The organism is Halomonas llamarensis (genome assembly GCF_023555005.1).
Taxonomy (GTDB): Bacteria; Pseudomonadota; Gammaproteobacteria; order Pseudomonadales; family Halomonadaceae; genus Vreelandella; species Vreelandella llamarensis.
Genome location: NZ_JAMJPJ010000005.1, coordinates 30,167 through 49,229, shown reverse-complemented (window position 1 = coordinate 49,229; position 19,063 = coordinate 30,167). Strand labels below are relative to the sequence as shown.

General features: G+C 56.8%; 21 protein-coding genes. 8 read left to right on the top strand and 13 right to left on the bottom strand.

Going from position 1 to position 19,063, the window contains the following annotated elements; genetic code table 11:
• The first annotated feature begins 13 nt into the window (after positions 1-13).
• Positions 14-913, top strand: a complete 900-nt coding sequence (gene argB / locus M8006_RS05045) for an acetylglutamate kinase (protein WP_250080374.1) — start codon at positions 14-16, stop codon at positions 911-913.
• An 18-nt stretch (positions 914-931) separates the two neighbouring features.
• Positions 932-1,540 (top strand): nucleoid occlusion factor SlmA, encoded by a 609-nt coding sequence (slmA, locus tag M8006_RS05040; RefSeq protein ID WP_250080373.1) that lies wholly within the window; start codon positions 932-934, stop codon positions 1,538-1,540.
• Positions 1,541-1,592: 52 nt separating this feature from the next.
• Here slmA and rpoH read toward each other — a convergent pair whose 3' ends face one another.
• The 4 genes from rpoH to ftsY form a co-directional block, all read right to left on the bottom strand.
• The gene (gene rpoH, locus M8006_RS05035) at positions 1,593-2,462 is read right to left on the bottom strand and encodes an RNA polymerase sigma factor RpoH (protein WP_250080372.1); all 870 of its coding nucleotides are present in this window, start codon (positions 2,460-2,462) and stop codon (positions 1,593-1,595) included.
• A gap of 176 nt (positions 2,463-2,638) precedes the next feature.
• Positions 2,639-3,619: a permease-like cell division protein FtsX gene (gene ftsX, locus M8006_RS05030; RefSeq protein ID WP_250080371.1), complete on the bottom strand. Its 981-nt coding sequence runs from the start codon at positions 3,617-3,619 to the stop codon at positions 2,639-2,641.
• Positions 3,616-4,284, bottom strand: coding sequence for a cell division ATP-binding protein FtsE (ftsE, locus tag M8006_RS05025; RefSeq protein WP_250080370.1), 669 nt, complete (start codon positions 4,282-4,284; stop codon positions 3,616-3,618). Before ftsE ends, ftsX begins: the two co-directional genes overlap by 4 nt.
• Positions 4,281-5,555, bottom strand: coding sequence for a signal recognition particle-docking protein FtsY (gene ftsY, locus M8006_RS05020; RefSeq protein WP_250080369.1), 1,275 nt, complete (start codon positions 5,553-5,555; stop codon positions 4,281-4,283). The genes ftsE and ftsY overlap by 4 nt, the downstream gene beginning before the upstream one ends.
• Positions 5,556-5,645: 90 nt before the next feature.
• On the opposite strand from ftsY, the gene rsmD reads away from it, so the two are divergent.
• Both rsmD and zapB read left to right on the top strand, forming a co-directional pair.
• On the top strand, positions 5,646-6,272 hold the full coding sequence (gene rsmD / locus M8006_RS05015; protein WP_250080368.1) for a 16S rRNA (guanine(966)-N(2))-methyltransferase RsmD: 627 nt from the start codon (positions 5,646-5,648) through the stop codon (positions 6,270-6,272).
• A gap of 58 nt (positions 6,273-6,330) precedes the next feature.
• The gene (gene zapB, locus M8006_RS05010) at positions 6,331-6,525 is read left to right on the top strand and encodes a cell division protein ZapB (protein ID WP_250080367.1); all 195 of its coding nucleotides are present in this window, start codon (positions 6,331-6,333) and stop codon (positions 6,523-6,525) included.
• 23 nt (positions 6,526-6,548) lie between these two features.
• Here the strand turns inward: zapB and M8006_RS05005 are convergent, their stop codons facing one another.
• The 8 genes from M8006_RS05005 to M8006_RS04970 form a co-directional block, all read right to left on the bottom strand.
• On the bottom strand, positions 6,549-7,049 hold the full coding sequence (locus M8006_RS05005) for a GNAT family N-acetyltransferase (protein ID WP_250080366.1): 501 nt from the start codon (positions 7,047-7,049) through the stop codon (positions 6,549-6,551).
• Positions 7,050-7,080: 31 nt separating this feature from the next.
• Positions 7,081-7,872 carry a hypothetical protein gene (locus tag M8006_RS05000; protein ID WP_250080365.1) on the bottom strand — a complete coding sequence of 264 codons (792 nt, stop codon included), beginning with the start codon at positions 7,870-7,872 and terminating at the stop codon, positions 7,081-7,083.
• The gene (locus M8006_RS04995; RefSeq protein WP_250080364.1) at positions 7,869-8,177 is read right to left on the bottom strand and encodes a BolA family protein; all 309 of its coding nucleotides are present in this window, start codon (positions 8,175-8,177) and stop codon (positions 7,869-7,871) included. The genes M8006_RS05000 and M8006_RS04995 overlap by 4 nt, the downstream gene beginning before the upstream one ends.
• Before the next feature lie 48 nt (positions 8,178-8,225).
• The gene (locus M8006_RS04990) at positions 8,226-9,620 is read right to left on the bottom strand and encodes an MFS transporter (RefSeq protein ID WP_250080363.1); all 1,395 of its coding nucleotides are present in this window, start codon (positions 9,618-9,620) and stop codon (positions 8,226-8,228) included.
• Between the two features lie 94 nt (positions 9,621-9,714).
• Positions 9,715-10,101 (bottom strand): hypothetical protein, encoded by a 387-nt coding sequence (locus M8006_RS04985; protein ID WP_250080362.1) that lies wholly within the window; start codon positions 10,099-10,101, stop codon positions 9,715-9,717.
• Between the two features lie 72 nt (positions 10,102-10,173).
• A complete protein-coding gene (gene lysS / locus M8006_RS04980; RefSeq protein ID WP_250080361.1) occupies positions 10,174-11,685 on the bottom strand; it encodes a lysine--tRNA ligase in 1,512 nt (503 codons plus the stop codon).
• Positions 11,686-11,743: 58 nt separating this feature from the next.
• Positions 11,744-12,842 (bottom strand): peptide chain release factor 2 gene (gene prfB, locus M8006_RS04975; RefSeq protein ID WP_347709742.1). Its coding sequence is split into 2 segments (ribosomal slippage): positions 11,744-12,766 and positions 12,768-12,842, totalling 1,098 coding nucleotides; the frame shifts between segments, so codons are not numbered across the junction.
• Positions 12,843-12,969: 127 nt separating this feature from the next.
• A complete protein-coding gene (locus tag M8006_RS04970) occupies positions 12,970-14,319 on the bottom strand; it encodes an OmpP1/FadL family transporter (protein WP_250080360.1) in 1,350 nt (449 codons plus the stop codon).
• A 270-nt stretch (positions 14,320-14,589) separates the two neighbouring features.
• Here M8006_RS04970 and M8006_RS04965 point away from each other — a divergent pair, with 270 nt between their 5' ends.
• The 4 genes from M8006_RS04965 to M8006_RS04950 all read left to right on the top strand — a co-directional run bounded on the left by M8006_RS04965 (position 14,590) and on the right by M8006_RS04950 (position 18,360).
• On the top strand, positions 14,590-15,021 hold the full coding sequence (locus tag M8006_RS04965) for a MerR family transcriptional regulator (RefSeq protein ID WP_250080359.1): 432 nt from the start codon (positions 14,590-14,592) through the stop codon (positions 15,019-15,021).
• Positions 15,018-17,582, top strand: a complete 2,565-nt coding sequence (locus tag M8006_RS04960) for a heavy metal translocating P-type ATPase (protein WP_250080358.1) — start codon at positions 15,018-15,020, stop codon at positions 17,580-17,582. The genes M8006_RS04965 and M8006_RS04960 overlap by 4 nt, the downstream gene beginning before the upstream one ends.
• A gap of 179 nt (positions 17,583-17,761) precedes the next feature.
• Positions 17,762-17,974, top strand: a complete 213-nt coding sequence (locus tag M8006_RS04955; protein ID WP_250080357.1) for a type II toxin-antitoxin system VapB family antitoxin — start codon at positions 17,762-17,764, stop codon at positions 17,972-17,974.
• A complete protein-coding gene (locus tag M8006_RS04950; RefSeq protein WP_250080356.1) occupies positions 17,971-18,360 on the top strand; it encodes a type II toxin-antitoxin system VapC family toxin in 390 nt (129 codons plus the stop codon). Before M8006_RS04955 ends, M8006_RS04950 begins: the two co-directional genes overlap by 4 nt.
• Before the next feature lie 51 nt (positions 18,361-18,411).
• Here the strand turns inward: M8006_RS04950 and M8006_RS04945 are convergent, their stop codons facing one another.
• Complete coding sequence (locus M8006_RS04945; RefSeq protein WP_250080355.1) at positions 18,412-19,029, bottom strand: YitT family protein; 618 nt, start codon at positions 19,027-19,029, stop codon at positions 18,412-18,414.
• Positions 19,030-19,063: the final 34 nt, after the last annotated feature.

The following is a 19,063-nucleotide window of genomic DNA, read 5'->3' as shown; positions in this document are numbered from 1 at the left end:
CAAGGGAAACGCAATGAGTTCAGCCAGTCGCGACCCTCAGGTCGTCGTGGAGGTGCTTTCCGAAGCCCTCCCGTACATCCAGCAATTCTCCGGAAAAACCGTGGTGGTGAAGTACGGCGGCAATGCCATGACCGAAACCACCCTAATCGACTCCTTCGCGCGCAATATCGTGCTGATGAAGGAGGTAGGCATCAACCCAGTGGTCGTACACGGTGGCGGGCCGCAAATCGGCGAGCTTTTGACCAAGCTCAACATTGAGTCGCGTTTTATAAACGGCATGCGCGTCACCGACGCCGAAACCATGGACGTCGTGGAAATGGTGCTCGGCGGGCTGGTCAACAAAAGCATCGTTAACCTGATCAACCAAAGCGGCGGCAAGGCGATTGGCCTGACCGGCAAAGACGGCGGGCAAATTCGTGCCCGCCAACTCAAAGTAGAGCATCAAAGTCCCGAAATGACCGCGCCGGAGATTATCGATATTGGTCATGTCGGCGAAGTCGAGTCTATTTCCACCGACTTGATTGAAATGCTCGCCGCTCGCGACTTTATCCCCGTGATTGCCCCCATCGGCGTAGATGAAAATGGCCGCAGCTTTAACATCAACGCCGACCTCGTCGCGGGCAAAATAGCCGAAGCCCTAAGCGCTGAAAAACTGATGTTGCTAACCAACGTGGCCGGCTTAATGAATGCGGAAAGCGAAGTGCTAACCGGGCTTACCACTACGCAAGTCGACGACCTGATTGCCGACGGTACGATTCACGGCGGTATGCTGCCGAAGATTCGCTGCGCCTTAGATGCCGTCAAAGGCGGCGTCAACAGCGCGCATATTATTGACGGGCGCGTCCCACACGCGGTGCTGCTTGAAATCTTCACCAATGCCGGGGTGGGCACACTGATTACCGATGCGGGTTAACAGCTAAGGGAGGTGGCCATGAGCGATTCACAAAAGCCGCATCGCCGTGAACAAATTCTGCAAGCGCTTGCACTCATGCTGGAAGAGGATAGCGGCAAGCGCATTACGACCGCCGCGCTTGCACGCCAAGTGGGGGTATCGGAAGCGGCCTTATACCGCCATTTCCCAAGCAAAGCGCGTATGTTTGAGGGCTTGATCGATTTTATCGAAGAGAGTCTGTTTGCCCGTATCACACGGATTCTCGAAGATGTGCCCGATGCCATCGGCCGTTGCGGCACACTTCTTACGCTGGTATTAGGCTTTGCGGAAAAAAACCCAGGGTTGGCTCGGGTGATGCATGGCGACGTACTCACCGGCGAAACCGCGCGCCTTCGACAGCGCGTACACCAGCTCTTTGAGCGCTTAGAGATGCAATTAAAGCAGGTGCTACGCGAAGCCGCAATCAACGAGGGTCGCCGCCCGACGATTACCGCTTCCGCTGCGGCGAATTTGCTCATCGCGCAAGCCGAAGGACGCATTTCGCAATATGTTCGCAGTGACTTCAAGCGCCTGCCAACCGAACATTGGGAGGATCAGTGGGCATTTCTTTCTGGACCACTTTTACGAGATATTCCCCAGCCTGCCTGATACGCAAAAACCGGCTCATTGAGCCGGTTTTTTTATTACCGCAAGAAAACGCTTATGCCGCGAAGGCGTCTTCACCCATTTTTTGGCGCAGCTTTTTCATCGCGTTTTTTTCCAACTGACGAATGCGCTCCGCGCTTACGCCATAAACATCCGCCAGATCGTGCAGCGTCGATTTATACTCGCCAAGCCAGCGCCGCTGTAGAATATCCCGCGAACGCTCGTCCAAGCTCTCCAGGGCCGTTTGCAAACGGCGCGTGGAATCCTGCTCAAAATCGCTATCTTCAAGCTGCATTGCCGGATCAGAGGCTGCATCATCAAGATAGTGCACCGGCGCTTGATAGACGCTGTCTTCATCGTCGCTTGGCGACGCGTCAAAGCCTGCATCGAACGATGTTAGCCGCCCTTCCATATCGCGCACGACCTCAGGTTTCACATTGAGGTCCTTAGCAATGGCATTAACTTCGTCGTTGTTCAGCCATGCCAGACGCTTTTTTGCGCTACGCAAGTTAAAGAACAGTTTGCGCTGGGCTTTGGTCGTGGCAATTTTAACGATCCGCCAGTTACGCAACACAAACTCATGAATTTCCGCTTTGATCCAGTGTACCGCAAACGACACCAGCCGAACCCCTTGATTCGGGTCAAAACGTTTTACGGCCTTCATTAACCCCACGTTACCCTCTTGAATCAGGTCAGCCTGTTGAAGGCCATAGCCTGAATAGCTGCGAGCAATGTGCACCACAAAACGCAGGTGTGAAAGCACGAGCCGACGGGCCGCTTCTAAATCACCTTCATCATATAGGCGAAATGCCAAGTCACTTTCTTCTTGAGCGCTAAGCACCGGAATGCTGTTGACCGCATGAATATAGCCGCCCAGGTCATGGCCTGGGGAAAGCTGTCCCACCGGTAGAAGACTGTTGCTCATGTGCAGGTGGTCTCCCTTGTAACCCCATTGTGGTTGACTAGATTAATAGACACTGACTGCCGGGAAAAGTTCGCCAACTTGGCCATTCTCGCCTTTCCCCAACACACCACATTGCAATGCATTGACCGGGCAAATCAGTAAAAACGCATTTATGACAGCGACATTGACGTTTTTACTTACCCCGGCTTGATGCTGGCCAAATGCCGCGTGACCGCAAGCCACGCGCCCAGCCAGCCGAGTAGTGTACTGCAAGATAGCAAAATTGTAGAGCCTGTCACGTCAAGTGACGGTATCGAAAACGCCGCCCCGTAGCTTTCGGCCAGCGACGCCACGGGAAGCGCCAACCACTGCCCGCCAAGGCGCAATAGCACGAGGGCTAAAAAACCGCCGCCAAGGCCGTACCAGGCACCGCTGTATAAGAAGGGTCGACGCACAAAGGCATGCGTTGCCCCAATCAGCATGACCACCTCAATTTCGCGCCGCCGACTTTCCACCGAGAGACGCACGGTATTGCCTACCACCAACAGCACCCCAAGCCCAAACAGCACGCCCAGCGCCAGGGCCAAACGCCGACCGAGATCCGCCAGATGGCGCAGCCGCTCGATCCAAGCAAGGTCTAAACGCACTTCATCGACGCCGACCATCTTGCCTAACCGCTCGGCTAGCGTCTGCATGGCAGCCGGGGCAACGTCGTCGGGCTGAATCACGATACTCGCGGGCAACGGATTGGTCTCAAGCCCGGCGAGGGTATCCTCCAGGCCAAGCGAGTGCTGAAACTCCGCCATGCCTTCTTCAGCGGTGATAAATCGGGTCTGCTCCACCGCTGGCTGCGCCGTCACGGCCTCATGGATACGCTGCGCTTGCCCCACATTAACGTCATTAGCCAGATACACGGTCAACGTCGCGCTTTCGGTAAGTTCCGCATCTAACAGGCGAGCGCTATCCAGCGTCAACCAAAGCGCGGCCGGTAACACCAGGGCAATGGCGATGGCCAGCATCGTCAACACATTACCCAATGGGTAGCGCACCAGACGGTGAAGGCTATCCAATGCCATCGCGCGATGATGGCGCCCCCAAGCCCGCAAGCGGCTAACCAAACGTGCCCGTTGCGAGCGTGCGCCGCGGAGTGGCGTTTGTCCCGTTCGTGATGCGCTCATCGTGCCCCCTCATCACCCACCAGGCGCCCATCACGCAGGCGCAAAATGCGATGGCGCAGGCGGGCGATTAACGCCAGATCGTGGCTAGCGACCATTACCGTCGTGCCGATACGGTTAAAGTCTTCAAATAGCGCCATGATATCGGCGGAAAGCTGCGGGTCGAGGTTACCGGTGGGCTCATCGGCGAGCAGTAACGCGGGCTTATTCACTACCGCGCGCGCAATGCCGACCCGCTGCTGTTCACCACCAGAAAGCTCAATGGGTAGCGCCTTTTCACGGTGCAAAAGCCCCACTTTATCGAGTGCCGCGCGTACACGGCGTGCAGACTCACGCGGCTCCATCCCCTGAATTTCCAGCGGCAAGGCGATATTGTGAAATATTGAGCGATCAAACAGCAGCTGGTGATCCTGAAACACCACGCCAATCTGGCGGCGGTAAAACGGCACCTGACTTGAATGCAGCGTAGCGATGTCATGCCCTGCCACCACGATCCGCCCGCGTGTTGGGCGCTCTAGGCGCATTACCAAGCGTAATAGCGAGCTTTTCCCCGCGCCCGAATGGCCGGTCAGAAACACCATTTCCCCGCGCGCCACGCGAAAATTCAGGTGGGCGAGCGCCTCAAAGCGCCCGCCGTAGCGTTTCCCTACATGCTCGAAAGCGATCATGCGCGCGTATCGTCGCCCTGGCCCTGGCGATCAAACAGTGCGCCGACAAAATCATCCGCCTCGAACGGGCGCAAATCATCCAAACTCTCGCCCACGCCGATAAAGCGAATCGGTGTTTCCAGCTGCTTGGCCAGCGCAAAAATAATGCCGCCTTTGGCCGTGCCGTCGAGCTTGGTCAGGGTAATACCGCTGACCGGCACCGCCTCGTTAAAGGTGCTGGCTTGGGAGATCGCGTTCTGCCCGGTGCCTGCATCAAGGACCAGCATCACTTCGTGGGGCGCGGTGGTATCCAGTTTCTGCATCACCCGGTGGACCTTTTTAAGCTCCTCCATCAGGTGGCCTTTATTATGCAAACGCCCGGCGGTATCGGCGATCAGCACGTCAACGCCGCGGGATTTCGCAGCGGCCACGGCATCGTAAATGACCGACGCACTATCAGCGCCGGTATGCTGGGCAATAACCGGCACACTGTTGCGCTCCCCCCACACGTTGAGCTGTTCGACAGCCGCTGCGCGGAACGTATCACCCGCGGCAAGCATGACGCTCTTGCCCTCACGCTGGAAGCGTTGGGTAAGCTTGCCGATGGTCGTGGTTTTGCCCACCCCGTTGACCCCCACGACAAGAATCACGAAGGGGCCATCCCCCTCTTTTTCAAGCGTAAGAGGCTTAGCGACCGGTTCGAGCATCGCCGCAAGCTCTTCTTGCAGGCCATGGTAGAGCGCTTCAGGGTCTTTGAGCTCTTTACGCGAAACGCGTGCTTGCAACCGCTCAATAATATCGGTGGTCGCTTCAATGCCCACATCGGCCATCAGCAGCTGCGTTTCCAGATCTTCCAGCAGCTCATCGTCGATCTGCTTTTTGCCCAAAAACAGATCCGCAATGCCATCGGTTAAATTGGCGCGGGTTTTCCCCAGGCCAGCTTTGATGCGGGAGAACCAGCCTTTCTTTTCACTACCTTTATCGGCCGCTTTCGGCTTTTCCTGCAGCGCGGGCTTAAGCTCGGGCTCAGGCGTCGGTTCTGGCTCAGGTTCTGGTGTGGAAGTTGGCTCGGGCTGGGGCTCAGCTACCGGCTCACGGGTCTCGACATCGGGCGCCTCCTGCTCCTGGGCTTGAGACGACGCGTGGTCAGTCTGTTGCTTGTATTCTTCCGTGGCCGCGCCGCCGACCTCCTCATCGGGCTGAGCTTCCTGCTGTGCTGTATCTTGATCTTGCTGGGGATTATCCTGCGGCGTTTTGTCTTGCTTCGATTTACGCTTAAACAAACCAAACATGGGTGTCATCCAACCAATCGGGGAAACATTAGCGCCATCCTACCACTGCGCCTCAAGACTTTGGATACGCAGGCCGCTACAATCACCGCCATGAAACGAAAACGTAAGCCCACCCCAAACGCGTCGCGCCGCTCGGCCAGCGGCAAACTGCGCATTATTGGCGGTGATTTTCGCCGCCGCCAGCTGCCCGTGCTCGAACGCCAGGGGCTGCGCCCAACGCCGGATCGCGTGCGAGAAACCCTTTTCAACTGGCTCGGCCAAGCGCTTTACGGCCAGCGCGTGTTAGATATATTCGCTGGTACCGGCGCGCTCGGCATCGAAGCGCTCTCTCGCGAGGCGGCAAGCGTGCAGTTTGTTGAGCAAGATCGCGGAGTGGCCGAACAGATTCGCACAAACGTGGAAACGCTAAAAGCGACAAATGCCGAGGTCAGCACGCAAGATGCCTTAGCGTTTCTGGTAAAACCGGATGCGCCGTTTGATCTCGTGTTTCTCGACCCGCCCTTTCACCACGGGCTTGCTGCGCCCTGCTGCATAGCACTTGAGGAAAACGGCTGGCTCTCGCCGGGTGCCATGATCTATGTCGAGACCGAAGCGGCACTTACCCCGGACGTGCCCGCTAACTGGGCGCTCTACCGCGAAACCACGGCGGGCGAAAGCACCGCACGGCTCTATCAACGCCAAAACGCCACATCAGCGCTTGCCGCTGATTCCGTGTAGCGTTAGGCTCGCTCAAGCCATACGAAACCGCTACGTCACCCCTTTTAAGGAGTCATCAATGAGTCAGGAACTGTTTAACCAGCTTGAGCAAAAAATCACCGCCGCCGTCGAAGCGCTAGAGATGATGAAACTCGAAAACGAGGAACTGCGCGAAGAGAACAGCCGCTTGAAGGAAGACCGCGATGAGTGGGAGCGTCGTTTGAACGGCCTACTAAGCAAGTTTGACGACGTCGATACCAGTAGCGCGCCTTAGCCTTATCACCTAAACACAAACGCCTAAGGCGTTAATACCCGCGACATCAGCAGCGCATCTTCTCGCCCGGCAGCCCCCAGCGCTGCCGGGCGGCCGTTTTGAAGCCGTGGGGGATGCTTTTGAACAGCCGGATAGTAGCCTTTACGCCGCCCATCTTCCTTAAAGCCCATACGCTGGTAGAGCGCAACCGCCGTTAGATTGCCTGCTCGCACTTCTAGTAGTAAGCGCTCACATTGCCATTGGTGCGCGGCTACCAGTACCGCCTGCATTAGCGCGCTCCCCACGCCACAACCGCGCGCTCCTGGCACAACGCCAATCGCGTGCAGTTCAGCATCAAACGGCAACTTTGCAACCAGCGCGTAGCCCACCAGCGATGCTTCCTTAAAGCTCCCCAGCACGGCCGTTTCCGTACCCACTAGCGCCTCTCTGAGCTGGGCGGGCGACATCCCACTTTGCGCTTGCGCCTCCACCACCAACAGCGCGTCGGCATCGTTGCTGCCCAGCGTTCTGATTGACGGGTTCATTGAGACGGCCATTGAGACAGGTTCATCGCCGCTACCACTGCTGGCCAAGCGCGAGAAGCGAGGGCAGTAGCGCGCGCTTAGCGTCAGCGCTTTCTAAAAGCGGCGCAAGCGATGGCCCTTGCCACACAGGGAGTTCAAGGGTGCGGCTTCTGCCTTCGGCGATATCCAGCACCTCGCTAAGCGGGGAAGCCTCAGCATCGCCCCACCAGAGCACGCGCTCAAGTGTCCATTCGTTGCGCCCAGCGGCACCACTGATAAATGCATGAATCCCGTCGCGCGCTTCTTCCAACGGCGCTTCAGGTGCGGGGCCGCCTGCCATCGGCGGCCAAGTAAACCTCATCTGCTGCAGCGGATGCGAAAGCAACACGCCCGCTGCGCGATAAAGATTGGCAAGCAACGTCTGTTCTTGAGCACTTAGCTGCCCGACGTGCAGGCTTAACCAGCGCTCCGATAAACAAAAGCACGACAGCGTGAACGTCACCGGCTCGCGGGAGGGTTCTGTGCTTTCAGTGACGGGTGTTGTTAGCGGCGCCGACGAAGGCGGTGCGGCTAATGCCGTCTTGACCGGCGCATCGTCAAGTAACGCTCTCACCGAGGCGGGTGACGACTGCGCCGCTGGAGGAGCGTTCTTGCGTGCTTGTTCCGCCTGTTGGGCATCATCCAGCAGCGTATGTAGCCGCTGGCTAGGCGACACGGGCGTCGGTGTGGCGTCTTCCCACTCGCAGGCGGGTGTTTCCAGTGCATTAGGCAGGCGATAACGGGATGCCCAGGCGGTAATGCCCATGGCATCCAGATACTGTCGGCGAACGACCTCTGTGTTCACTTCCCGCCGCCACGGCAGTTGGGTGAATCGGGCCGCTCACCGCCGCGCGCTTGCCACTCCTGCGGTGTATACAAATGCAGCGCCAGCGCGTGAACCGGGCCGGAAAGCTCATCGGCCAGTAGCGCATAGATTTTCTGGTGGCGCTTCACCGGCATTAAGCCCTCAAAGCCTTCGCTTACCAGCGTGACCTTGAAATGGGTTTCTGAGTTAGCCGGCACGTTGTGCATATGGCTTTCGTTCTCCACCTGCACCACCTCGGGTTCTAGCGCCGCGAGCTTTTGCTCGATTTGGGTCTGCAGCGTCATGCCTCACTCCTCGCTCTAAATACCCCCTATTGTACGCGCTCAGCCAGACTACGGCGATGCCCGACGGACACGGTTCGCCTCGCGTGCCAGCGGCACACGCGCAAGGCTTGCCACCAGCGATAACAACGTGGTCAGCGCACCAAGCCACAGCGTTAGCTGTACTGGCAACCCCAATGCTAGCGCCGCGCCCACTAGCGCCACCCCAAGCGATTGCCCAACGGTACGCGTCGTGCTCATCACACCGGAGACATTGGCGCTTCGCTCCGGCGGCAAGCTCGCCATCATTTCGCGGTTATTGGGCGGTTGAAACAACCCAAAGCCGATACCGCACAGCGCCGTTCGCCAAAGGCTGCCCACGACACCGGTGCTCTCATCCACTAACCCCAGTGATATCAGGCCGACCATCAGCAGTAAAAGCCCCATGCTTGAAAGCACGCTAGGGTTGATACGATCCGCCAAGCGCCCGGCCAACGGGCCGACCACCATGATCGCAAGCGGCCAGGGCGTGAACAGCCACGCGGTCTCAAGCGGCGAGAAGCCCATCTGCTCTTGGTAGAAAAACGACAGCGCCACAAAGCTTAACCCTTGACCAATAAATGCCATTCCCGAGGCCGACACCGCTAGGGTAAACCGCTTTTCGGCAAACACAGAGAGCGGAAGCAGAGGGTAAGGCGCACAGCGTTGGCGACGGATAAAGCCCGCGCAAGACATCACCGCCATGACCAACCAACCGCCGCTTTGCCACAACGGTGCGGCGTGGCCCACGGCGTCCATGGCCAAAAAAAAGCTCGCCAACATCAGCATCGATAACAGCGCGCCGAGGATGTCGAAACTGCCTTGGCGGGGAATTTCTCGCGGCAACGCGCGCTTGGCCAGCCAAAGCGAGACCACGCCAAGCGGCACGTTAAGAGCAAACAACCACGGCCAGTCGGCAAAGGATAGAATCACGCCACTAAGCGTCGGTCCCGCCGCGTAGCCACCTGCTACCACTAGCGCAGAAAGCCCTAGCGCGCTGCCAAGAAGTCGGGAAGGAAAAATCGCGCGGTAGATCGACGGGCCGATAGAAAGCGTTGCCGCTGCACCGAGCCCCTGCAGGGCGCGAAATACCAACAGCGTCTCCAGATTGCGCGAAAGCGCCGCCCCGAGAGCCGCTAGTACGAACGTGCTTAAACCAACAAGATACAGCCGACGCCGAGTCACCAGCTCACTCAACCCAGCAAAGACCAGCAGAAATGCCGCACACACCACTTGAAAGAGGTTGGTGATCCACACCGCTCGCGAGCCGGGGATGTCCAAATCGGCGGCAATCGTGGGCAACGCCAAGTTAATCATGGTGGTATCGACCACCGCCATCAGTGTACCGGTGATGAGTGCCAGCACGGCGAGCAAACGCTCACGGCCAGGCAGTCCGTCATCATTTGAGCGAGTTTCAAACAGTCGCATGCGGGTTTTCCAGCAAAATTCAATGCTAAAAAAACCGGCCTGGGCCGGTTTCATCAATACGCGTGTGTCGTCGGTCGAAAATTTCGGTCAGCCACTAGGCTTCGTCGTTATCCAGCAGCAGCGCGTCATCCACTTCCGAGATCTCAAGCGCCGTATCGTCATCTAAATCGATGGCAAGATAACTGTGCTCGAAGCGCAAAAACGTCTGGAAAAGTGACCAATCCAACATCTCGGGCCACTGACGCTCGTCCTCTTCCCACGCGCGCAACTCGGTTTCGAGAATTTCGGCATAGCGTTCATGCACGAAGGCATACAGCGCTTCGGGTGCGTCCATCTCAGGAATCAGGTAAATCGTGCTTTCACGTTCGACGTCGTCCAGGGTTAGGTCGTCGTCTCCCATGGTGGGTTCGAGCGCATTGATCCAATCCACAAAGGCTTGGGTCGGCCTAACACTTAGAGCGGAGCGGTTTAGCAGTTTCATAGGTCTCTCCTCGCCGTCGAAACGCAACCATTATGGGCGCTTACGCGCCCACTTGCCAGCGCTCGCGGTGCCTTATTCGCTTGATTCCGGGCGCATCGCTGGGAACAGCAACACGTCACGAATGGAGGGGCTATCAGTGAATAGCATCACCAAGCGGTCGATGCCAATCCCTTCGCCCGCAGTAGGCGGCAAGCCGTATTCCAACGCCCGCACGTAGTCGGCGTCGAAGTACATGGCTTCCAAATCGCCAGCGTCTTTTTCCTCGGCCTGCTCACGAAAGCGCTCGGCCTGATCTTCAGCGTCGTTAAGCTCCGAGAAACCGTTGGCGATCTCACGGCCACCCACAAAGAACTCAAAGCGGTCGGTGACAAACGGATTGGCGTCGTTGCGCCGCGCCAGCGGGCTAACTTCTGCCGGGTACTCGGTGATAAAAGTCGGCTGATCGAGCTTCGATTCGGCCACTTCCTCAAAGATTTCCGTTTGCAGCTTGCCCAAGCCCCAGCTTTCTTTGACCTGCATACCGAGCTTTTTCGCCAGCGCCCGCGCGGCGTCGAGGCTATCAAGATCCGCCCCCGTGATCCCGTCGCCATGATCCAGAATTGCCTGACGCAGCGTCAACCGGACAAACGGCTTGCCGACGTCGTAATCGGCGCCTTGATACGTAATGGTTGTCGTCCCTAGCACCTCTTCAGCGGTGGTGCGCACCATCGCCTCGGTGAGGTCCAAAAGGTCGTTGTAATCCGCGTAGGCCCAGTAAAACTCGACCATGGTGAACTCGGGGTTATGCCGGGTAGAAAGCCCTTCGTTACGGAAATTGCGGTTAATCTCAAAGACTTTTTCAAATCCACCCACCACCAGGCGCTTAAGATAAAGCTCTGGGGCAATACGCAGGTACATATCAATGTCCAGCGCATTATGGTGGGTGATAAACGGCCGCGCCGCCGCACCGCCAGGAATCGGCTGCAGCATCGGTGTTTCCACTTCCATGAATCCCCGCGCTTCAAAGAAACGGCGCATAGCGCTGATCACCGCCGCGCGCGTCTCGAAGACCTTGCGCGACTGCGGGTTCATAATCAGGTCCACATAGCGTTGGCGGTAGCGGGCTTCCTGATCGGTCAGGCCGTGAAATTTATCCGGCAGTGGGCGCAGGCTTTTGGTCAACAGCTGCGCCTCTTTCATCATCACGTACAAATCGCCCTTGCCTGACTTATGCACTGGGCCGTGGGCGGCGACGATATCGCCAATATCCCAGCCTTTGACATCGTCAAGCACGTCGGCGGGCAAGCCTTTTTTATCCACATAGAGCTGAATCTGGCCAGCCACATCCTGAATGACGATAAAGGGGCCACGTTTACGCATCACGCGCCCTGCTACCGAGGCGTGGTGATCCAACGCTTCCAGCTCGGCTTTTTCTTTATCACCGAAGGTGTTTTGCAGCTCGACGGTCAAGCTGTCGCGGCGAAAATCATTGGGAAAGGCGCTTTTCCCCTGCTCGGCGGCAAGTTCACGCCGCGCCGCTAACTTGGCACGGCGCTCAGCAATCAGGTGGTTCTCGTTCTCAGAAGAGGCGTCTTGGTTAGCCATGTGGCACCTTATTTAATGATAAAACCCTTAAAATAACCGTTAGCACGACAGGCGCTATTTACAGGCCCTGCTTAAGGCTAGCGACGATAAATTGGTCCAAATCGCCGTCGAGCACTTTTTCGCAGTTGCTTGACTGCACGTTGGTGCGCAGGTCTTTAATGCGCTGGTCGTCCAGTACGTAAGAGCGAATTTGGCTGCCCCACCCAATATCGGCCTTGGAATCTTCCGCCTCTTGCTTGGCCGCATTGCGCTTTTGCATCTCCAGCTCCCAAAGCTTCGCTCTCAATTGCTTCATGGCGAAGTCGCGGTTGGCGTGCTGGCTGCGCTGACCCTGGCACGCCACCACAATGCCGCTGGGCTCGTGGGTAATCCGCACGGCGGAATCGGTGGTGTTAACGTGCTGGCCACCTGCGCCGCTGGAGCGATACGTATCAACGCGCAAATCAGAGGGGTTAATCTCGACTTCAAAGCTATCGTCGATTTCCGGTGACAGGAACACAGAAGCAAACGACGTATGTCGACGTCCGCCGGAATCAAACGGGCTTTTGCGCACCAAACGGTGTACGCCGTTTTCGGTGCGCAACCAGCCAAAGGCATAATCGCCTTGGATATGTAACGACGCCGATTTAATCCCCGCAACGTCCCCTGCGGAGATTTCGAGAATATCGGTCTTAAAGCCGTGGTGCTCGGCCCAGCGCAGGTACATGCGCAGCAAAATATTGGCCCAGTCCTGCGCCTCAGTACCGCCAGAGCCGGATTGAATATCGAGATAGGCGTTATTTTCGTCCATCTCACCGGAGAACATGCGCCGGAACTCGAGCTTTTCCAGCGTCGCTTGTAGACCATTTAGCTCTTTGGTGACCTCTGCCACTGTGCCTTGGTCATCCTCCATCTCGGCAAGCTCAAGCAAATCGCCGCTATCGCCCAGCCCCTGTTCTAGCTCATCGATGGTGGCGACGATGGTTTCTAGCGAGGAGCGCTCCTTGCCCAGTTTCTGGGCATAATCCGGGTCGCTCCAGACATCAGGGTCTTCAAGTTCGCGGGTCACTTCTTCTAGCCGGTCTTTCTTTTCGGCATAGTCAAAGATACCCCCTAAGAACCTCTGTCCGCTCCGACAGGTCCTTGACTTGGCTATGAATCGGGTTGGTTTCCAGCATGGGTCAGCCCTAGTGAAGTAAAGCGAACATTGTAACGAAACACAGCGCCTACCGCATCCAATAGGCAGGTGACGAAGCGCAAAAACCCGGCCGAAGCCGGGTTTAAGAGCCAAAACACAGCTTTTGCTTAGAAGCGGTAGGTCAACTGCGCCCCGAAGCCATGAGCTTCGTTTTTGTAGTCGGCAGAGTAAGTTGATGTCACTTGCGACTCAACACCCGGCTGCAACTCACGATTATCCTGCTTACTCTGATTTACCTGCGTACTACGCTCGGTCAAGTAAGAGTAAGCAAAGTCTAACGTAAGGTTATCGGTTGGTGTCCAACCGGCACCGACAGAGAATACGCGACGGTCATCAGAAGGAATGCGGACGCTTCGGTGCTCATCATTTGTCGGCGTGAAGTCAAGCGTTACGCCAGCGCGCAGTACTAATGAAGGTGTCAGTTGATACTCGCCACCTGTCCCAAATGCCCAAGCATTTTCATAGTCTTGCTTTTCAAGAGTGACAACACCACGTTCACGTCCATCCACTCGAATTTGCTCAAAACGACTCCAACGCGTCCACGATGCGCCGAACATTAATTTTAGACGCTCACTCATTTGCTGCGTAAGGGAAAAATTAACCGTTTCGGGGCTGGTGAGATCAAGAGAAGCATCGTCTGTAACGTCAACATTTATACTGGGAGCAACAGCCTTAAAATCGCCTGTAAGGGTATAGTCAACTTTAGAGCGATAGGTTAACCCTAATGTAGTCTCCGGTACTGGCTGATAAATCACACCGAGGTTATAGCCCCAGGCTTCATCGTCCCCATCAACACGAGAGTCTACTTCAACTAAATTTGCCCCCCCTACTCCATCCGGGATAGCAACTGGCACCTGACGATGCAGCTCGCCTTCTACTTGGTTATAGGTAATACCCGCACCTACCGACCACTGGTCGTTGAAACGATAGGAAATCGTTGGTTGGGCACTTTTAACCGTTACTTCCGTATAGTTACCCTGGTTGCGTCCCATGAAACCATCTTCATAGTCAGCTTTCGAGCCAAAGGGCGCATAAACACCGAAGCCGAAGGCTAACTTATCGTTAACGGGATGGGCATAAAACGCGAAAGGAACTAATGTCCCCGGCACCATATCTCCTTCGTTGGTGCCTGTTACTGAAGCCGATGTACCACCCACCGGATTACCTCCTGCAATGACCACCCCAGTCTGCTGAGATGTTGCATTATCAATATCACTATTAACGTTCAAATACGTCCCACCTGCTGTGATTTGCGCGCGGTCAAGAAACGACATGCCCGCCGGGTTGCCGTACACAATGGTCGCGTCTTCCACATTGGAACTACGCCCGGCGTGACCGTAGCCCTGACCGCTGACGCTTTGTTCGTTGACCTGATAGCCACCAGCGTGCGCTTGGCTGGCGAAGGCAGCTGTGGTAACGGCTGCCGCTAAGGTAAGCTTTTTAAAGTTATTATACATAGAGAGCCTCTTTATTCTCGATAATCCAGCGGCGCTTACTGCTAGCGGCCGCCCATTTGTTTTTACATGACTGTTTTCTCGCACACTGGCGTTTGGTTCAAGGGCAAACGAGCGTTTTATTTCATTTAAGCCTTATACATTAGTCGCACGATCGTTTTAAATCATTGTTTTAGGCATTCCAGCCTATTTTTTCGCCTAGCCTTGACCTTTGTGTTACCCAAAGGTTTTAAACTGTTTAATCGTCATTAGTACTTCCCTTTGGAGCGCACAATGAAAGTCAGCGAGCTGGCAAAACGTGGCGGCGTTACCTCCGAAACGGTACGTCATTACACACGGGAGCAGTTGCTTGCACCTAAACGACATCCCGATAACGGCTACCAGCTTTACTCCGCGACAGACCTTGAACGACTGCAGTTTATTCAGCGAGCGCGCAAGCTGGGGTTTAGCGTGGCAGAGATTCGCGACATTATCGCCCACGCCGACCACGGCGACTCGCCCTGCCCGCTGGTACGCGACTTGCTCGCCCACCGGCTGCCGCAAATCCGGACCCAGATCCAGGAGCTGGAGGCGCTTGCACAACGCATGGAGCAGGCGCTAGAGAGCTGGCAGAACATGCCCGACGCCGCCCCAGACGGCCATAGCCTGTGCCGCTTGATCGAAAGTTTTCCTGAGCGCTTTCCTGATACAAAGGAGCCACAATGAGCCAACACACCCTGACGCGCACGGTGCCCGGCATGAACTGCCAGGGCTGCGTCAAACGCATGCGCGAGGCGATTCAAGCGCGCGACACCGGCGCTGACGTGGCCGGTACCCCGGCGGAGAAGCGCCTGGAGGTAACCACCACGCTCGACGAGACAGAACTCGACCAAGCGCTTGAAAAAGCGGGCTATCCACCCGGTAAGCTAGCGGATGATGGCGAAGCAACTGACGCCAAAGGCGATGACGAAGAACGCAACGAACAAGAGAAGCTTTCCAACAGCCAAAACGCCAAAAGCGAAGCACGCAGCAGCGGCCAGCAGTTCCGCCTCGCCATCAGCGGCATGACCTGCGCTAGCTGCGTGAAAAGCGTGCAAAAAGCGCTGGAGCGCACGGAAGGCGTTGATACCGCCAGCGTTAATTTTGGCACCCACACCGCGCAGGTGTTTGGCTGTGCCGATGAAAAAGCGCTGGTCGACGCGGTGGAATCGGTTGGCTACGGCGCCGAGCCGATTTTCGACATGCGGGAAGCCGAGAAGACTCGCGGCGAACAGGAAGCCCGTGAGTACAAACGGCGGCTGAAAGGCGGCATCTATTCGTTAGCGCTCGCCATTCCGCTAATGCTCAGCATGTTTGTCTACCACCCGCACCCGGAGGGCACCGGTCGGCTATTCTGGCTGGTCATCGGGCTTTTGACGCTGGCGATTATGGCGTTCCCTGGCCGCCACTTCTTCGTTAACGCATGGAAAAATTTCACACACCATCAAGCCAACATGGACACGCTCGTCGCCATGGGCACCGGCACCGCCTGGCTCTACTCCATGGTGGTCGTGATATTGGCCCCTTGGCTACCCGAAGTAGCGCTCGGGATTTACTTTGAAGCCTCTGCCATGGTGATCGGCCTGATTCTGTTAGGTAACGCCATGGAGCTTAAAGCGCGCGGGCGCACCAGCGACGCACTCAAGCGCTTGCTGGATCTACAAAGCCGCACCGCGCGGGTGATTCGCGACGGCAAGGAAGAAGAAATCGAGATTGACGCCGTGCGCGAAGACGACCAAATTCGCGTGCGCCCCGGCGAGCGTTTACCGGTGGATGGCGAGGTCATCGAAGGCGCAAGCCATATCGATGAATCCATGCTCACCGGCGAACCCGTGCCGGTAAAAAAAGGCGAAGGCGACGAGGTCAGCGCCGGCACCGTCAATGGCAAAGGCGGGCTGGTGTACCGCGCGACCCGCGTGGGCGCCGACACCCGTCTCGGCCAAATTACCGAGCAGGTCGCCAGCGCTCAGAACTCGCGCCCCCCAATTGGCGAGCTGGCGGATAAAGTGTCCAGCATCTTTGTGCCCTCGGTGATGATCATTGCCGTGCTGACGGCGCTGGCATGGTTTAACGTCGGCGCCGAGCCGCGGATCATCCACATGCTGGTCACCGCCACCGCCGTACTGATTATCGCTTGCCCTTGTGCGCTCGGCTTGGCGACACCGATTTCTACTATGATCGGCGTGGGCAAAGCGGCCGAACACGGCGTACTGGTCAGAAGCGGCGAAGCGCTGCAAACCGCAAGCAAGCTTACAACGCTGGTGGTGGACAAGACCGGCACACTCACCGAAGGCAAGCCCCGCGTCACCGAGGCGGAAGTGCTAAGCGGCGACAAAAACCGCGCGCTTGGATGGGTGGCCGCGCTGGAGCGTGGCTCGGAGCACCCGCTGGCCGCAGCGCTAATGAACTACTGTCAAGAACAGGCCGAAGAGCGTGACGCCAAACCCGCCGAGATACGCGACTTTGATACCGTCACTGGCGGCGGCGTTAAAGCGCAAACCCACGACGGTAAACCGCTGCTGCTGGGCAACGCGCGTCTATTAGAAGAAGCGGGGGTTGATCTCAGCGCTGGCCAGAACAAAGCCCGCGAGTTAGAAGAGAATGCCCGTACCCTTGTGTATCTCGCGGTGGACGGTGAGCTTACCGCACTGTTTGGCATCAGCGACCCACTGCGCTCAGACACCATCGACGCCATCAAGCGCCTACAGGCCGATAACATCAACGTGGTGATGCTCACTGGCGACAACGAGCACACCGCTGGTGCGATTGCCCACGAAGTCGGCATCGACGAATTCCGCGCGGGGCTTTTACCCGAGGATAAACACGCTGAAATCGAGCGGCTGCAAGATAAAGGCGAGGTCGTCGGGATGGTCGGAGACGGCATCAACGACGCCCCGGCGCTTGCGCGAGCCAATGTCGGCTTCGCCATCGGCCAAGGCACGGATGTCGCCATTGAAAGCGCCGGTATGACGCTGATGCGCGGCTCGCTGCATGGCGTGGCCGATGCCATCGAAATCAGCCAAGTGACTCTGCGTAACATCAAACAGAACTTGGTCGGTGCCTTTGGCTACAACGTGCTGTGTATTCCGATTGCCGCCGGGGTGCTCTACCCCGTCACCGGTATGTTGCTTTCGCCCATGATCGCGGGGGCGGCAATGTCGCTCTCCTCCATCACCGTGGTCAGCAACGCCAACCGTCTACGTCTCTGGCAAGCCAGTGGAAACGCATCCAAAGGAGATAACGCATGAGTTTACTGGTCAATCTCGCAGGCCTGGGTCTGATCGCTGCTATCGTATGGTGGTTCTGGCTGAGTGAAACGTAACGTTTCCCCTCATATCGCTGGCAATATTGCGACTATTCTTGTGCATACATCAGATTGATGTCTATATTGATACTTGTAGGCATCACTTAAGATGAGGAAAGGGCAATGCGAACCACGGTAACCATCAACGATGACCTGTATCAGCAAGCTCTAGAGCTTGCTGACCCTAGCAGCGTGTCGAATGCATCCGATCTCTGCAGAGAAGCGATGAAAACCTACGTACGCGTGCAGGCAGCTAGGCGACTTGCCGCCTTGAGCGGAAAGGCGCCCAACATGCAAGACATTCCCCGTCGGCGAGAGGAGTCTTTTCCTCAATGAGCACTTTCAGCGTGCTGATTGATTCTTCGGTATGGGTTGAGCATTTCCGAAATGGAAATACGGCTCTGATCGAGTTATTGGAAGCTGATTGCGCCTTAAGTCATCCGATGGTAACGGCAGAGCTTGCCTGCGGCACACCACCGTCACCGCGTGAACAAACACTACGTAACATTAGTCTTCTTAAACCCTGCAACCAAGCCAGTTTGCGGGAGGTGATGACATTCATTGAGCGCGAAGCATTGTATGGCCAAGGCTGCGGGCTAGTCGATATATGTTTGCTCGCCTCAACACTCATTACGCCAGAGGCCAAGTTATGGACGCTAGATAAGCGGCTAGCTGGTTTAGCAAAACAGTTGGGGGCCGCTTACCAAGTCGCTATACATTAAGCGTCGCGAACCCACCCAGCACTGCTGCTCACTAAAAACGAAAAAGTTTCTTCAGCTCACCCCGATATAACGCCCTGGCTTATGGTTCAGGGCGATAATCAGGTTGAGCGTCAATGCGCCGAGTACCGAATAGCCGACGCGGTCCAGCGGCAGTTGGGTGAGCGCGACGAGCAAAATCAAACCGTCGATACCCAGCTGCACGTAGCCTGCCCGCAGGTCGTGCTTTTCTTGCAGATAAAGCGCCAGAATGTTGATTCCGCCAAGGCTCGTGCGATGGCGAAACAGCATCAACATGCCGATGCCGATTAGCGCACCGCCCATCAGCGCGGCATAAAGCGACGGCACCTCGGCAAACTGCACCCAGCCCTGGGTTAACTCTGAGAAAAGCGACACCAAGCCAATGGCCGCAAAGGTGCGCAGCGTAAAGCTCCAGCCCATGCGCTTGATCGCCAAGTAATAAAACGGCAGGTTGATGGCAAAAAACCAAACGCCAAAGCCGCCACCGATGATGTAGTTTATCAGCAGCGCCATCCCCGCGGTGCTGCCGGTAAGCAGTACCGAATGGGTATAAAACGTAACCCCTAGGGCGACAAATAGCGTGCCAAGCAGCATCGCCATTACATCCTCATAAAGCTTATGAGGATCTTGGGGTAAGTCTTCCATACGCATGACGTATTGTCCTTAGGGTTAAGTATTTTACGCT